Genomic DNA, 16,534 nt, shown 5'->3' on the forward strand with positions numbered 1-16,534 from the left:
GTACAATCCATTTACTAATTTTACGAAAATCGAAATTGTCCATCACTACAACTTATGACATCATGAAGCTCCCGAGAAACCTGCTTGGATTAATCAACCTCATTATTATCCTCTTTCATCCGGTAATGAATCAAGCCGCCAATCCGGTCCGCCCGCCATTTTACGCATACGAAAACGATGCGTGGGTCGATTCGGTATTTCAATCACTAAGCTTTGATGAGAAAATTGGCCAGTTAATCACCGTTGCGGCCTATTCCAACAAAGATGAAACCCACACCCAGGAGATTTTACAACTGATAGCCGAAAATAAAATAGGAGGCCTGGCCTTCTTTCAGGGTGGACCGGTCCGTCAGGCACAATTAACCAATAAATTCCAACAGGCATCAAAAGTTCCGTTGCTAATTGGCATCGATGCAGAAAACGGCTTGGGAATGCGTCTCGATAGTTGCATTAGTTATCCCGATGCAATGGCTATTGGGGCCGTTCAGGATGACTCGTTGGTTTATCAGATGGGAAAAGACATTGGCCAGCAATGTAAAAGGATGGGCATTCAAGTCAACTTTGCACCGGTAGCCGATGTCAACAGCAATCCCAAGAATCCAATTATCGGGTACCGTTCTTACGGTCAGGATGTAGAAAATGTCGCCCGAAAAGCGATGATGTATGCGCTGGGAATGCAAAAGGAAAATATACTTCCAACCGCCAAGCATTTTCCCGGACACGGCGATACTGAAAAAGATTCACACAAAACGCTTCCTGTTGTTCCATTCGATAAGGCACGCCTCGACAGCCTCGAAATTATGCCTTTTAACCGGTTGATTCAAGCAGGAATTGGCGGCATCATGGTAGGGCATCTCGATGTGCCTGCGTTAGATCCGGCCGGAACAGCAGCATCACTTTCAAAGCCAATTACCGGAAAACTGCTCCACGATGAACTGGAATTTCAAGGGCTCACTTTGACCGATGCCATGAACATGAAAGGCGCAAAAGTGAATGGACCTGCCGGAACAGCTGATGTAATGGCTTTGGCTGCCGGCAACGACGTACTGGAATTTGTCACCAACCCGAAAGTGGCCATCAAAGCCATCAAAAAGGCGGTAAGAAAAGGCCGGATTACCAAAGAAGAAATCGGCCAAAAGTGCCGCAAGGTATTAATGGTAAAAAGATGGGCTGGCCTGAACAACTGGAAACCGGTAAAAACAGACAGCCTGTACCAAGATTTGCAGAAGCCGCTTTACCATCTGACTTCCCTCGAATTGACCAAAGAAAGTATCACGCTATTACAAAATAAAGGCGACCTGTTACCTCTTCAGGAACTTGACGCCTTACATATAGCGACCGTCAGCATCGGCCGTGATTACAATACTGTGTTTCAAAAAGCACTGGGAGAATACCTGGAAGTTGATAATTTCCATATCGATAAAAATGCTCCCCGCAAAGCGCTTCAGGAGCTTTTGCCTCAATTAAAGAATTACAACCTGGTGATCGCAGCGGTCAATAATTTCTGGATGACTCCGGAAGATAACTTCCATCTGACGCAACTTCAACTCGATGCAACAAATATCATCAGCAAGATGGACAACTCGGTCGTTGTATTGTTTGGAAATGCCTATGCGGCCAACGCATTTCGTGACCTCAACGATGCCCGTTCCATCGTTATGGCTTACCAGGAAACCGATGAGGCTGAAAACCGGGCAGCGCAAATGATTTTTGGCGGCATTGCTGCTAAGGGAAAATTGCCGGTTACGTTGAATCAGTTTTTCCCGGCTGGAACCGGAATACAAACAAAAGCATTGGGACGTCTTTCCTACACAATTCCCGAAGCCGTTGGAATTGACCCTAACTTCCTGGAACAACGTATCGATTCGCTGGTGAACATCGGACTTGCACAGAAAGCATACCCCGGATGCCAGATATTGCTGGCCAAGAACGGAAAAATATTCTTCCATAAATGCTATGGCTACAGGACGTACAACGACCAGATACCAGTAAAACCTTCCGATATTTACGACTTTGCGTCATTGACCAAAGTAACCGGTCCATTACCGGCGCTGATGAAACTGGCAGACGAGGGAAAATTCAATGTCGACGATAAATTTTCGAAATACTGGCCTGAATGGAACAATACCAACAAAGCCAATATCCACATTCGCGACATCCTGGCTCACCAGGGACAGCTGGAAGCATGGATTCCTTACTGGAAAAGTATTGTGAAACCCAACGGCCGGTTTAAGCATGGATACATTCGACATCGTCCTACCAGGAAGTATTCTCTTCGCGTAAGCGATAGAATGTACCTGAATCACAGCTTCATTGACACCATATATTCCGACATTGATAAATCACCGTTATTGCCTAAAAAGCAATATGTGTATTCCGGGCTTACCTTTTATCTCTACCCGCAAATCATCGCCAACCTGACCGGTGAGGATTATCAAAAATACATACACGAAAACTTTTATGGACCGTTGGGAGCCTCAACGGTTACCTACAATCCTTATCTGAAATATCCCATCAACCGAATGATCCCCACAGAGGACGACACGTTCTTCCGCCACCGGCAAATTCAAGGATTTGTGCACGACGAGGGGGCAGCCATGATGGGTGGCGTTTCGGGTAATGCGGGGCTTTTTGGGACCATTAACGATGCGGCAAAAATCATCCAGATGTATCTGAATTACGGGACATACGGAGGGAAACGTTACATCAGTGAAGCAACCATGAAAGAATGGACCCGGTGTCAGTTCCCCGAGAACGATAACCGGCGGGGACTTGGATTTGACAAACCACTGATTGACAACAGTGAAAAAACAATTGATGAAGCTTATCCTGCCCCGTCATCCAGTGCAGAGAGCTTTGGACACAGTGGCTTTACCGGAACATTTGCCTGGGCCGATCCTGAAAACGGACTTCTTTTCATGTTCTTTTCCAACCGGGTTTATCCTACCCGAAACGACCGGAAACTCTACGAACTGAACTTAAGGCCCCGTCTACACCAAGCTGTTTATGATGCACTTAAACGGGGATTAAAAAGCGAAGAAGACAGACAAAAACATGTTATAAAACATTTGCAGACAAACAGGCTTGACTCCCTATCGGACGAAAATACACGATTCTGATTTTCTGATTGTTGCGAATGATTTAAGGGGGTTTTTATTTGTTAATAAATGTGAATTATACCTAATAACAGAAGCGTAACCGATGTTACCGTTGGGTTATTAAATATTTAATTTTATTTTTAAGGTGATACATGTTTTGCTTCCAAAACTTTTTATTAACAAGATAAAATCCTACCGCTATGACAAAGAAAATAACCTTCAACGAACTGAGAAAAATTAAAGACCGTTTGCCTGACGGTGCCATCCACCATATTGCCGATGAATTAGGCATTGAGGTTGAGACCGTCAGGAATTATTTCGGCGGAGCAAATTACGAGAAAGGAAAAGCAGTTGGAATTCACCTTGAACAAGGCCCTAATGGAGGTATCGTACTTTTAGATGATACCACCATACTTGAAAAAGCGGAAGAAATTCTTCAACATCACGAAGTATAAAAACATTGAAGAGCAAAAATCTATTAACTGCCTCAGAACCTGAGGCAGTTTTTTTTTGTACCTTCCCCAATTTATTTACAATAAGAACCTTACGAAAGAAGCAGGCAGAATAAGGCATTTCGAAAATCAGGCATAGCAATAAATCAGTTAAAAAGTTTGTCATCTGTTTTTGCAGGAATCAAAAAAAATCTATATTTGCAACGCTTTTAACGAAAGCGGGAGCTTAGCTCAGTTGGTTCAGAGCATCTGCCTTACAAGCAGAGGGTCGCTGGTTCGAATCCAGCAGTTCCCACATATTCATATTTAGGATTTTATTTTTTCGGGGAGCTTAGCTCAGTTGGTTCAGAGCATCTGCCTTACAAGCAGAGGGCCGCTGGTTCGAATCCAGCAGTTCCCACTCAAAGGATTTCACTTCTGTGGAATCCTTTTTTTATGCCCTTCCGGAAAAAGATTAAATCACTTCAGCCACGACAAAGGTACTTCCACCAATAAAAATCATGTCGTCGGGTTCAGCATGCTGTTTTGCGGCAGTCAGCGCCTCAACAACAGCCGGATATTTCTGTCCTTTCAATCCCAGGTCAGTTGCTTTCAACTCAAGCATATTTTCAGACATCGCCCTTGGAATGGAAGCCTTGGTAAAATAGTAAACCGCATCCTTCGGCAAGAGCCGTAAGACGCTCATCACATCCTTATCGTTTACCATTCCCAATACAAAGTGTAGTTTTTTATAAGGAGTCTGATGTATCTGATGCACAATTTCATGAATCCCGGCTTCATTATGGCCGGTATCACAAACAATGCAGGGATTAGCCCCCAACACCTGCCAGCGTCCAAGCAATCGGGTATTTTGCACCAGATGTTCCATGCCCCGGTACAAGGCATCATCCGAAATTTTCCAGCCCCGTTCTTTCAAAACATCCATAGCGGCCAAGGCTGTGCAAAGATTTCGGCCCTGGTATTGTCCCAATAAATCAAGTGAAAGCTGCTCGAAACGAAGTATATTGTTATAACGCACATTGAAGAGTTGCTTTCCTTCGGGCGAAGTCATGGAATAACCAGTCTGATACAATTGATCGGCAAACTGCAGCGGGATACACAGGCTTTCCGCCCTTTCGGCGAAAACCGGGGCCGTTTCTTTCATGGTTTCCCCCACAACAGCCGGAATCCCCTTTTTCATGATGCCCGCCTTCTCACCGGCAATTTCGGTTAATGAATTTCCCAGCAACGCCACATGGTCAAGGCTGATATTCGTGATAACCGACACTTCGGGGGTAATGATATTCGTAGAATCGAGGCGGCCGCCCAATCCAACTTCCACCACAGCAATGTCAACTCGCTCGCGGGCAAAATAATCAAATGCCATGGCTACGGTTAACTCAAAAAAAGATGGTTCCATCCTCTCACGCTGGTTACGTGCCACAAAATCATCCACAAAGCGCACCACCTCCTCTTTCGGAATTTTCACACCATTCACGCGAATACGTTCCCTGAAATCTTTCAGGTGCGGTGAGGTATATAATCCCACCCGGTAACCTGCTTCCTGAAGCACACTCGCCAACATATGCGAAACCGATCCTTTTCCGTTCGTTCCTGCCACATGTACGCTCCGAAATAATCGGTGCGGATGTCCGTAAAGCTCATCCAGTGCCAGCGTATTATCCAGGTTATTTTTATACGCAGCCGGCCCTTTCCGTTGATAAAAAGGCAATTGCTCATATAAATATCTCAGTGTCGCTTCAAATCTGTCCATAATGTGAAAAGAATTTATCAACGGGTTAAAGTTCGTAAATTCATTTCGACCTGCCGTACACCAGATGCAAAAAATGCTATCTTTAAAAGCAAACCCTTCAAACCCTACGAATATGACGCAATCTAAAGTATTCGTCCTCGACACTAACGTCATCTTGCATGATCACAAGTGTATCTACAATTTCGAAGACAATGATGTAGTAATCCCGATCACTGTTTTGGAAGAGCTGGATAAATTCAAGCGAGGCAGCGATCAGATTAATTTTCAGGCCCGTCAGTTTGTGCGCATTCTGGATGAAATCGTCGGCGACGACCTCTTCAATGGAGGATTATCGCTTGGACCGAAAAAAGGCAAACTCATTATCGAAACCGGAAAGCCTTTTTCCAAACAAATGAAAGAATCCTTCCGCGATGACATTCCCGACCACCGTATTCTGGCCATCGCCGAAGCTGTTCGGGATAAATATCCCGAAAGGAAAACCATCTTTGTCACCAAGGATGTCAATCTCCGGATGAAAGCCAAATCGCTGCACATCGAATCGGAAGATTACAAAAACGATAAAATCTCCGATGTCAATGTGCTGTACGAAGGTATCAGGGAAATGAATGAGTACAATGACGAACTCATCGCCAAATTATACGACAACAAATCGCTTGCGCTGGAAGAAGCCGGAATCGGAGACTCACCCTTTGCCAACGAATACCTGATTTTGAAAGGAAATCGATCCAGTGCACTGGCTCATTACGATCCGTTCTCGAAAACCATCAAACGAGTCGATAAACATGTGGCCTATGGCATCAAGCCGAGGAATGCCGAGCAGACGTTTTCGCTGGACGCCCTGTTGAATCCCGAAATAAAACTAATTGCCCTGACCGGGAAAGCAGGAACAGGAAAAACCCTGCTCGCTTTGGCCGCTGCTATTGCTCAACACAAGCTTTACGATACCACCTTGCTGGCCCGCCCCATTGTAGCACTAAGTAACCGCGATTTGGGTTTCCTGCCGGGAGATGCCGAAGAAAAGGTCTCGCCCTACATGCAACCGCTTTTCGATAACCTGGCCGTGATTAAGAAAAGTTTCAATCCACGCAGCACAGAAGTTCAGTTAATCGAGGAATTGCGAAAAGACGGACGACTGGTTATTACGGCACTCGCCTTCATCAGGGGACGAAGTCTCTCCAATTGTTTCTTCATCATCGACGAAGCGCAGAACCTCACTCCACACGAAGTGAAAACCATCATTACCCGTGCGGGCGAAGGCACCAAAATGATCTTCACCGGCGATATCATGCAAATTGACTCGCCGTACCTCGACATGCAGTCGAACGGTTTGGCTTTCCTCACCGACAAAATGAAGGGACAGGACCTGTTTGCACACATCAACCTGGTGAAAGGCGAACGCAGCTACCTGGCTGAGCTGGCCAGCGATTTACTTTGATTTTTCTGGATTTCATCCAGATAGAAAAACGAAAGGGGCCAGCTCCGAATGCTGGTCTTTTTTTATGGGAAACCCGGCTGAAATGCGTTTTCGCATTTGGCGGTTGGATCCCGACACGAAGCGGGAAGCTACCGCATTTCGCAACGACACCTTTTTTCCTTGCGGAAAGCTTCTGCGAACGGCAGATGGCTCTTGTCCGGACGCGGGAGAAAACTACAATTTGTAATTTGTTCTCTCCACAACGCGGGAGGCAAGTACATTTCGTCGTTCTGGCGGGAAACAAAGTGCGGGTGTTGTCATTATCCCGGTTTACATCATCCCGTTCCGCCTCCTTCAAAATTATTTATTAGTTTTGCGCCGACAATAAAAGACGACTTTATCCTGAAAACTTTTTAGCTGTTTTTCAGGTATAAAGTAACAGAAAACGTTGACTGCCCCCGGGCAAATTTGAAGCAAGAGAGGAATGAATTACAACGGGAAAAAAGTAGCTTTTACCACGCTGGGATGTAAACTGAATTTCTCCGAAACATCCACTATCGCCCGCTCTTTCCAGGAGATGGGTTTTGACAGGACTGGTTTCAGGGACAAAGCTGATGTTTACGTTATCAACACCTGTTCGGTAACCGATACCGCCGACAAGAAGAGCCGTGCCATTATTCGTCAGGCCATCCGGCAAAATCCGGCCGCATTTATTGTGGTAGTAGGATGCTATGCCCAGCTGAAACCCGACGAAGTGGCGTCCATCGAAGGTGTGGACCTGGTGCTGGGAGCCAACGATAAATTCAATATCACCAAATACCTCGACGGGCTCGAAAAACACAAAAAGGGCGATGTACATAACTGCTCCTTTACCCGTATCAACAGGTTCGACCATGCGTATTCATACGGCGACCGTACCCGCAGTTTCCTGAAAGTACAGGACGGCTGTGACTATTTCTGCACCTACTGCACCATCCCAATGGCGCGCGGGAAAAGCCGGAACCCCGGCATCACCAGCCTGGTGGAAGAAGCAACACGCGCCGGAGAACAGGGAATCCGCGAGATTATTCTCACCGGGGTGAACATCGGCGACTTTGGGCAAAGCACCGGCGAAACCTTCTACGACCTGGTGCAGGCCCTGGACGAGGTGGAGAGCGTCGATCGCATCCGCATTTCATCCATCGAACCGAACCTGCTGAACGACGATATCATCGAATTTGTGTCCCGGTCGAAGCGGATTGCCCCGCATTTCCACATTCCATTGCAAGCCGGAAGCAACGAAGTGCTGAAATTGATGGGACGTCGTTACGACCGCGAACTGTTTGCACACCGTGTGGGGAAAATTAAGGAGCTACTTCCGCATGCCTTCATTGGCGTGGATGTGATTGCCGGCATGAATGGTGAATCGGATAAACTGTTCGGGGAATCGTACCAGTTTATCGAAGGACTGGACATTTCGCAGCTCCATGTTTTCCCTTATTCCGAGCGCTCGAAAACCAGCGCCCTGAAAATCGATGGCGTGGTTCCGGTTAACGAACGGAAGAAAAGGGTGGAAAAACTCAAAGAGTTATCCAACCAAAAACTAAAAGATTTTTACCTGAAGCACGACGGACAAAATCACCGGGTGCTGTTCGAAAAAAGCCGTTCGAAATCAAGAATAACAGGATGGACCGAGAATTACATCAAGGTGGAAACCGACTTCCGTGATGAACTGGTTAACCAAATCAGGGAAGTGAAACTGTCCGGCATCAATCCTACCGGGAATATGGCGGTTTTGATTGATTAACGATTTCAAAAATACGGAATATAATACATCCCGTCAGGAGTTCCCGACGGGATTTTTATTTCTAAGAGAGCCGACAAGGACGTTATCCTGACAAGGTAAAATGACAACCAAGACGATTAATCATTACTTTTGAAGAAATTTTTTGTGATGAACCTGGAAAAACTCTGTACCGACGTTATCGGGATTGTAAAAGATGCCGGCACATTCATTGCCGGCGAACGAAAACGTTTTCAACTGGATGCCGTTGAAAAGAAAGGAAAATCGGACTTTGTATCGTATGTCGACAAAGGCGCTGAAAAGCAATTAGTCGAGAAACTGCGGCAGCTTTTACCGGAAGCCGGATTTATTACGGAGGAAAATACGGCTGGAAACCACGGAGAAGAATTAAAATGGATCATCGATCCGTTGGATGGCACCACCAACTTCATTCACGGTATGCCGCCTTATGCAGTAAGTGTGGCACTCTCTCGTGGTAACGAAATCATCCTGGGAGTGGTTTATGAAATCACGCAGGACGAATGTTTCTATGCATGGAAAGACAGCCAGGCTTACCTAAATGGAAAAGTTATCCGCGCAAGCGATGCCAAAACGACCGAAGACGCGTTAATAGCAACCGGATTTCCGTATTACAATTTCAAGAAGCTGGATGGCTATATGGAAGCCATGAACCACTTCATGCAACATTCACAAGGCATTCGCCGGTTGGGTTCTGCTGCTACCGACCTGGCCTATGTGGCGTCCGGACGTTTCGAGGCTTTCTGGGAACATGCGCTACACGCCTGGGACGTGGCAGCCGGAGTGCTGATTATTAAACAGGCAGGAGGAAAGGTAACCGACTTTAATGGCGGCGATAATTTCCTGTTCGGCGGAGAAATCGTGGCGGCAAACGGTGCATATTTCGAGGAATTTTACGACATTGTACATCAACATCTTGGCAACTGAATACAGACCATGAGAGAAATAGACATCCTGAAAGAACAGATTGCCCGCCTCGAAGTGAAGCGTTTCGATCTGGAAGCCTGGAAGGCACACACGCTGATTTACATTTCCCGCATTTTTGGTGAAGGCAGCGAACATGCCCGGCTCATCAACAACCTAAAGTACGATTATTCCAGCTGGAACTTGCGCGATACATCCGGTGGCATCAAATTAACTGACCCAATTCGCGCTCAGGCTCACGAGATATTGGATGCTGCCATTCACGAGCTGGAACTCTTCGGGTTACCCGAAAAAGCAAGTGAAACGCATCAACCATTACTAGAAGCATTCGGCAACGAATTGACCGGACGGGAACAAAAAGAGCTGGAAAAAATTCTGGAAATGAATGCAAAAGAGCGTGATAAAGCGTTGGAAACATTTATCGACAGTAAAAACAAAGAGACACTGGTCGCCATCCTGTTGCAGCTACTCCGACAATCTTAATCGAACGTTTATTTCTCTATGGATTATCTATTGTATCACATTCTCAGGGGATTTACATGGCTTAACCATTTTCTTCCCCTGCGTATCCACTATGCGTTTTCTGATTTTCTTTATTTCCTTGTTTATCACGTTTTTGGCTATCGCCGAAAAGTCGTTCGAACCAATTTAGCGAATGCTTTTCCAGAGAAAACGGTCCGGGAAAGGAAAACAATTGAGCGCCGGTTTTATCAGCATTTCTGCGACAGTTTTATCGAAACGCTTTATTTCTCCCAAATTTCTCCCGCCAGAATAAAGAAACGAATGAAGTTTCTCAATCCGGAACTTCCCAACCAATACCTGAAAGACGGACGGCACGTGCTGGTTTCGCTCGGGCACCACAACAACTGGGAGTGGATGTGCAGCTGGGGATTGCAGACGCAGGGCAAGTTTTACGTGATTTACAAGCCCTTGCACAACAAAAGCATCGACCGCTTTTACCATAAGTTGCGAGGCCGCTTTGGCGCAATTCCGCTGGATAAGAACAAAACCTTCCGGCAACTGATGGCTGACAGCTCAAAAGGAACACCGACGATTTCGGGGTTCCTGAATGACCAAGCCCCCAGGAAAAACGAGATTCAGTACTGGACTACCTTCCTGAACCAGGAAACGCCAATACTACTGGGAACCGAAAAGATTGCCAAAAAGCTGAATGCTGTAGTGTTGGGCGCCCACATGCAAAAACAGAAGCGGGGGCATTATACGCTAACATTTCATCTGATCACCGATAAACCTAAAGAGACAAAGCAGTACGAGATTACCGAAAAACATACCCGTTTTCTGGAACAGATTATCAAAGACGAGCCGGCCTACTGGCTTTGGTCGCACCGCCGCTGGAAACATAAACGCGAACCGGAACAGTCCGCAACCCCTGCCAAATGAAAGTATCTGTTGTCATATTAAACTGGAACGGTCAGGATTTTTTGCGCCGGTATCTGCCGGCATTGGTTAAATACACCACGTTACCGGAAGTAGAAATTGTGGTGGCCGACAACGGTTCTACCGACGATAGCCACGAAGTGGTGGAAAAGGAATTTCCCTCGGTCCGCTATTTGCAACTGGAAGAAAATTACGGCTTCGCGGAAGGTTACAACCAGGCACTCAAACAAATCGAAGCGGAATATTATCTGTTACTGAATTCGGACGTCGAAGTGACAGAAAACTGGCTCGGGCCGCTCATCGAAATGATGGATTCCGATGCATCAATTGGTGCCTGTCAACCGAAAATTCTGCAAACAGAAAAGCCCGATTATTTTGAATATGCCGGGGCCGCCGGCGGTTTTATCGACCGCTTTGGCTACACGTTCTGCCGGGGGCGTTTGCTCGATGTGGTAGAAAAGGACGAAGGTCAGTATAACGAAAGCGGTGAAATTTTCTGGGGAACCGGGGCCTGCCTGATGGTCCGTTCATTGGTTTGGAAAGAAATGGAAGGCCTGGATGCCCATTTCTGGGCGCACATGGAAGAGATTGATTTGTGCTGGCGCATGAAAAACCGGGGATATAAAGTATACTACAATCATCAATCCACGGTTCATCATGTGGGTGGTGGAAGCCTTTCTTACGGAAATCCCCGAAAAATTTACCTCAACTTCCGGAACAACTTGTTTCTTCTATACAAAAATTTGCCTCACCAATTATTATTTCCGGTTTTGGTCAGCCGAATGGTACTCGACGGTGCAGCCGCACTTCAGTTCCTAATTACAGGACAGGTGGCAGCTTTCCGAAATGTAATCATGGCTCACCTGGCCTTCTACCGTCATCTTCCACTCCTGCGAAAGCAACGGAAAAAACTTAGGGGGAATGATGTTGTAACAAAGCATCCTCAGATTTACACAGGAAGTATGGTTTGGAATTACTACTTCCGGGGAAAGAAAAAATTCAATGAACTCAATTGGAAACCCTAGCGGGAAGTGCCCTTGTCATTCATCACTTTCATTTTTACCGTAACAGGATGAAAATCACTGTCGGTGGTTGTAGCCCCCGACAGGCGTTCAGGCAGGGCGCCCCCAACACACTAACAGGGATGGGACGCTGTCCGGTGAAGTCAACACAGGCCGGCATCCTGTAGGGACAACTTAACCCGCATTATTCATCAGCCGGAGAATTGTGCATAAAACTATAGCGTTCATATTTTTGAAAGCTGGGCTTGATGAAAACTACACTAAATTCCGGTCGGGCGATATAAATATTGGGGACAACCGATGCCGTGTCCGGCTGTTCTTGTCCCAAAACTCTCATTTTTTGACAACAGGGCATAGCAATCCCATCATTGTGCCCTGCTTGGTTGTTCGCTGCTGTTTATTTTATTGAAAGACCAGTTGCCTGAACAGTTCCTGGTGTACGAACGCCTTGGAAAAGCGGTAGTACACCTTTCGCTTTGTCGTTTTTATTGTTGCCCCAATTTTCAACAATGATGCCCTAATAGTATCAACCTGCCATTTTTTGGCCGCTTCGAAGCCTGTTTTCTTTATTGCTTCTTTCACAAGTAAAAATATTTCGTAGGACAAGCTGCTGAGGAACAACCGAAAAAAGTTTGGCCAAAAGCCATGGTCGGACAACCTGTCCGAAAAACACATGTTTTTTACCTCTTTGATCCGGTTTTCGCTGGCCTCGCCCCGTTTTACGTAAAACCCAAAATAGATGGACCGGGCATCGGCTTCTTCCATATTGCTGACAATATGCCTGACGTTCAGCCCCTTTCCCGTGCTTTCTATCTTCGAGTAGCATTGTTGTGGTTTGTGCCAGGTGCCTGCTTGATAGGTATAGCTTATAAAATGTTGGTGCTTGGTGTTGTTGGAAACGAACAAATGGCGCACGGCTTTCTCCGCCCTTGCGGTTTTTTTCTTCAGTGTTTCGTTTGCGGCGATGCCAACGGCGAACTTGAGGCCAAAATCATCGGCCAGTTGGTAAAAAGCGGGGCAACTGAAGCCGCTGTCGGCCCGCACAATGATCTTCAGTCCGGGATAGGCGGCCCTTATCTTTTTCAATATCCGCTTTAAAATGGCAACGTACCATTTGTTGGAGTGGCTGTTACCCGGGCGTAGTACCGGGAGGATGATCTGCCCCGTGTCGCCATCGTGGAAAAACAGTTCGTTGTACATGAACTGGCCGTAATAGCCATTGAACATCGACAGTTGCTGTTCGCCATGGGTGGGGTCGTCGGTGCCGTCAATATCGATCACAAGTTGTTCCCTGCCCGCCAGTGTGAGTACATAGCGGTCAACCCACGCATTGCACAAAGCAAATACGGAATGCTTGTCAAAACCGTTCTCGAACCTTGACATGGTGGGCTGTGAGGCCAGTTCCCCTTCAAGGATGTCCTTTAACAGCGGGTCGTTTTTCAGGTACTGGACATCGTTGGCATCTTCGTAGCCCTGTACCATGGTGAACACGCGCTGCTTTAAAAGCTTATCAATGGGGTGGACTATACGAAATGGATCACGACAATCGGGAATCACTTGGCTAAAATAGTGCAATATGCGATGTTTCCTTTCGAGTTTTTCCAGCAGTAGTACGGCCCCGTCAGAACTGACTGCATCTGCTGAAAAATCCATGTTTATTGCTGTCCTGCCTCGGTAAAAAACGGTATCTTTATTGCTCATAAATGGGTGCGTTTAAAAGTGTTGTTGTTTCGTTTAATCTACTTAAAGATAACACTTTGCACCCATTTTATTGTACTCGAGATGAATAATTCGGGTTAACCCAGACCAATGGCAACGCCTTGCGCATAACTCTCTATTCTCCACTTCTCCCACTCTCACCTTCTCATCTCTTTCCCGCGGCAGCGGACATAATCCCCACCCACCCCGGGCTGTTCTCTCCCGGATCGAATTAGTAATATTTTAACCTGGCAACAGGACAGCGGAGATGGTTTTCAGCTATTTTTGCAGCTTACTTCCAAATATTGATGCAGAGCATTTTCAAACCCAAATTCTTTACCATCCTAAAAAGTGGTTATTCCCGGCAAACGATTGTGAACGATCTGCTGGCCGGTGTGATTGTCGGTATTGTTGCACTACCGCTGGCGATTGCCTTCGCGGTAGCCTCGGGTGTTTCCCCTGAAAAAGGCCTGGCAACCGCGGTGGTCGCAGGCTTCCTTATTTCGTTCTTCGGCGGAAGCCGTGTACAGATTGGCGGGCCTACCGGTGCGTTTATTGTCGTGGTGGCCGGTATTGTCGGGACTTACGGCATCGAAGGGTTGGCCATCTCAACCATGATGGCAGGCGTCATGCTTATTCTGTTTGGATTGTTTCGGCTGGGAGCGGTGCTGAAGTTCATTCCACGACCGCTAACCGTTGGCTTTACTTCCGGTATTGCCCTGGTCATCTTTACCACGCAGGTGAAAGACGCGCTTGGATTGCATCCCGAACATTTGCCGTCTGGCTTTCTACCCAAATGGGAAGCCTATTTTTCTTCGCTTGACCAGGTGAATCCGGCGTCAGTCATCATCACGGCAGTGACTATCCTGATTACCATATACGGAGGGCGTGTGTTCAAACGCATTCCCGGCTCCTTTCTGGCTATTTTGCTCATTACGCCGGTGGTGGCGTTGTTCCATCTCCCGGTTCATACCATCGAGAGTGTGTTTGGCGAAATACAGGGAACCATCTCGTTGCATTTCCCGCATCTGGACTGGACGAATCTGCAGCATTACATCCAACCGGCATTGACTATTGCCATGCTGGGAGCCATTGAATCGCTGTTGTCAGCTGTGGTGGCTGACGGTATGATTGGCGGGCATCACCGTTCGAATACCGAACTGATAGCGCAGGGGATTGCCAACCTGGCATCGCCGTTGTTTGGCGGCATACCGGCGACCGGAGCCATTGCCCGTACAGCCACTAACGTGAAGAACGGAGGTAGGACCCCCTTGGCGGGAATGATTCACGCAGTGACCTTGCTCCTCATCATGCTTTTCTTTGGAAAGTGGGCCAAGCTTATCCCCATGTCGGCGCTGGCCGGTATCCTGATGGTGGTAGCGTACAATATGAGTGAATGGCGCTCGTTCCGTTCTGTATTCAAAGGCTCAAAATACGATATGCTGGTACTGCTGACGGTTTTTTTCCTGACCGTACTGGTCGATCTGACGGTAGCCATCGAGGTGGGCATTGTGCTTTCGGCGTTGCTCTTCATGCAGCGGATGGGCAAATTGTCGTCAGTGGAACCGATGGAGCAGGATACCGATGTGATTGAAAATTATTCGGCATTGCCCCGAGGCGTTGATGTGTATGAAATCAGCGGTCCGTTTTTCTTCGCGGCAGCGCAGGAATATCGCGATACCCTTCGCAACATTCGCTACAAATCAAATGTATTGATATTACGGATGCGGCATGTGCCGTTCATCGATTCCACCGGTATTCACAATTTTATTGAGATGCTGAAAGAGATGGAAAAGCGCGGCATCCGGATTATCCTTTCAGGGGTGCAACCCGAGGTAAGGAAGGAGCTTCAGCAATATGGTATCGATAAGATGTTAGGAAGGGAATATATCTGCAACAGCTTTGCCAATGCGCTGGAACAGGCCGGTTTGTATATCGCTTTCACGGAGATGCCCCATGTGCGTCAGGTGATGAAGTAAAAATACACCCCAAACGCAACCAGCAGCAGGGCGGCTTCCCAACGGTCGAGCTTGTGCACCTTGCCGGTGAACATGGCGATGAACAGAAAGAGCGTGCCGCCAGTAAGCAGCAGTATATCGCGGTTAAACGAAACGTCGAAGGTGACCGGGCGGATGAGCGAACTGACAGCCAAAATAAAGAAAATGTTGAAGATGTTCGAGCCGATAACGTTTCCCACAGCTATGTCGTTGTTCTTGCGTATCGCGGCTACCACCGAAGTGGCCAGTTCAGGCAGCGACGTTCCGGCAGCGATAATCGTCAGGCCGATGATTTGCTCGCTGATTTGATAATGACGGGCGATGGTCACGGCACTGTTGATGATTACCTTTCCGCCAATGACCAGAATAACCAGTCCGCCCAGAATGAACCCGGCCATTTTCCATTTATCCATGTGCGAAGCATCCGGCTCTGTTTGAGGATTGAGCCGCTCTTTCTTCACTTGCTTGAACAGGTATATCCAGAAAACCATAAAGAAGAGCAACAAAATAACACCATCCGTTCGCGAGAGCACATCCGTAGCATGACCTGTCCATTGGTCGTTGGCCAAAATCAGCAGTACCAAAGCAGCGAGCAACGAGAAGGGAATTTCTTTCCAAACAGTAGTACTTTGTATGCTTAGCGGAAGAATAAGCCCGGAAATGCCCAGGACGAGAAAGAGATTAAAATTATTGCTTCCGATGATGTTCCCCAAAACAATGTCGGGATGATGCTGGAAGACGGCAAAGCTATTTACCACCAACTCCGGCGCCGATGTCCCGAATGATACAATGGTTAACCCGATGACCAACTCGGGGATACGAAACCGGCGGGCCAGTGCCGAAGCGCCCGATACCATCCAATCGGCTCCCTTGATGAGACAGACCAAACCAAGAAGAAGTAACAGAAAACTGCTCGTCATATTCTGTACGTTTTATTTTTGTTTGAAACAATCATTTCTGCCGAAAGGATCATTGAG

At 47.1% G+C, this 16,534-nt stretch carries 12 protein-coding genes and 2 tRNA genes; 11 read left to right on the forward strand and 3 right to left on the reverse strand.

Annotated elements, in window-relative coordinates; all coding sequences use genetic code 11:
* The first annotated feature begins 62 nt into the window (after nt 1-62).
* The 4 genes from GJU82_RS11650 (at nt 63) to GJU82_RS11665 (ending at nt 3,950) form a co-directional block, all read left to right on the forward strand.
* Nucleotides 63-3,119 carry a glycoside hydrolase family 3 N-terminal domain-containing protein gene (locus GJU82_RS11650; RefSeq protein ID WP_153632292.1) on the forward strand — a complete coding sequence of 1,019 codons (3,057 nt, stop codon included), beginning with the start codon at nt 63-65 and terminating at the stop codon, nt 3,117-3,119.
* 179 nt (nt 3,120-3,298) lie between these two features.
* Nucleotides 3,299-3,553: a DNA-binding protein gene (locus GJU82_RS11655; RefSeq protein ID WP_153632293.1), complete on the forward strand. Its 255-nt coding sequence runs from the start codon at nt 3,299-3,301 to the stop codon at nt 3,551-3,553.
* A gap of 217 nt (nt 3,554-3,770) precedes the next feature.
* Nucleotides 3,771-3,845 (forward strand) — tRNA-Val (locus GJU82_RS11660).
* Nucleotides 3,846-3,875: 30 nt separating this feature from the next.
* A tRNA-Val gene (locus tag GJU82_RS11665) sits at nt 3,876-3,950 on the forward strand.
* A 54-nt stretch (nt 3,951-4,004) separates the two neighbouring features.
* Here GJU82_RS11665 and GJU82_RS11670 read toward each other — a convergent pair.
* A complete protein-coding gene (locus GJU82_RS11670; RefSeq protein WP_153632294.1) occupies nt 4,005-5,303 on the reverse strand; it encodes a folylpolyglutamate synthase/dihydrofolate synthase family protein in 1,299 nt (432 codons plus the stop codon).
* A 112-nt stretch (nt 5,304-5,415) separates the two neighbouring features.
* Here GJU82_RS11670 and GJU82_RS11675 point away from each other — a divergent pair, with 112 nt between their 5' ends.
* From GJU82_RS11675 to GJU82_RS11700, 6 genes are all read left to right on the forward strand, one after another.
* The gene (locus tag GJU82_RS11675; protein WP_153632295.1) at nt 5,416-6,738 is read left to right on the forward strand and encodes a PhoH family protein; all 1,323 of its coding nucleotides are present in this window, start codon (nt 5,416-5,418) and stop codon (nt 6,736-6,738) included.
* 463 nt (nt 6,739-7,201) lie between these two features.
* Nucleotides 7,202-8,503, forward strand: coding sequence for a tRNA (N(6)-L-threonylcarbamoyladenosine(37)-C(2))-methylthiotransferase MtaB (gene mtaB / locus GJU82_RS11680; protein WP_153632296.1), 1,302 nt, complete (start codon nt 7,202-7,204; stop codon nt 8,501-8,503).
* A gap of 129 nt (nt 8,504-8,632) precedes the next feature.
* The gene (locus GJU82_RS11685; protein WP_228488684.1) at nt 8,633-9,445 is read left to right on the forward strand and encodes an inositol monophosphatase family protein; all 813 of its coding nucleotides are present in this window, start codon (nt 8,633-8,635) and stop codon (nt 9,443-9,445) included.
* Between the two features lie 9 nt (nt 9,446-9,454).
* Nucleotides 9,455-9,925 (forward strand): hypothetical protein, encoded by a 471-nt coding sequence (locus tag GJU82_RS11690; RefSeq protein ID WP_153632297.1) that lies wholly within the window; start codon nt 9,455-9,457, stop codon nt 9,923-9,925.
* Nucleotides 9,926-9,943: 18 nt separating this feature from the next.
* Nucleotides 9,944-10,843 carry a lysophospholipid acyltransferase family protein gene (locus GJU82_RS11695; RefSeq protein WP_153632298.1) on the forward strand — a complete coding sequence of 300 codons (900 nt, stop codon included), beginning with the start codon at nt 9,944-9,946 and terminating at the stop codon, nt 10,841-10,843.
* A complete protein-coding gene (locus GJU82_RS11700) occupies nt 10,840-11,865 on the forward strand; it encodes a glycosyltransferase family 2 protein (RefSeq protein ID WP_153632299.1) in 1,026 nt (341 codons plus the stop codon). Before GJU82_RS11695 ends, GJU82_RS11700 begins: the two co-directional genes overlap by 4 nt.
* Before the next feature lie 399 nt (nt 11,866-12,264).
* Here GJU82_RS11700 and GJU82_RS11710 read toward each other — a convergent pair whose 3' ends face one another.
* The gene (locus GJU82_RS11710; protein ID WP_153631026.1) at nt 12,265-13,563 is read right to left on the reverse strand and encodes an IS1380 family transposase; all 1,299 of its coding nucleotides are present in this window, start codon (nt 13,561-13,563) and stop codon (nt 12,265-12,267) included.
* 305 nt (nt 13,564-13,868) lie between these two features.
* On the opposite strand from GJU82_RS11710, the gene GJU82_RS11715 reads away from it, so the two are divergent.
* Nucleotides 13,869-15,539, forward strand: a complete 1,671-nt coding sequence (locus GJU82_RS11715) for a SulP family inorganic anion transporter (RefSeq protein ID WP_153632300.1) — start codon at nt 13,869-13,871, stop codon at nt 15,537-15,539.
* Here the strand turns inward: GJU82_RS11715 and GJU82_RS11720 are convergent.
* Nucleotides 15,524-16,477, reverse strand: a complete 954-nt coding sequence (locus GJU82_RS11720; protein ID WP_153632301.1) for a calcium/sodium antiporter — start codon at nt 16,475-16,477, stop codon at nt 15,524-15,526. The two genes, GJU82_RS11715 and GJU82_RS11720, sit on opposite strands and share 16 nt — an antisense overlap.
* Nucleotides 16,478-16,534: the final 57 nt, after the last annotated feature.

It is taken from the genome of Prolixibacter sp. SD074 (genome assembly GCF_009617895.1).
In the GTDB taxonomy this organism is placed as follows: Bacteria; Bacteroidota; Bacteroidia; order Bacteroidales; family Prolixibacteraceae; genus Prolixibacter.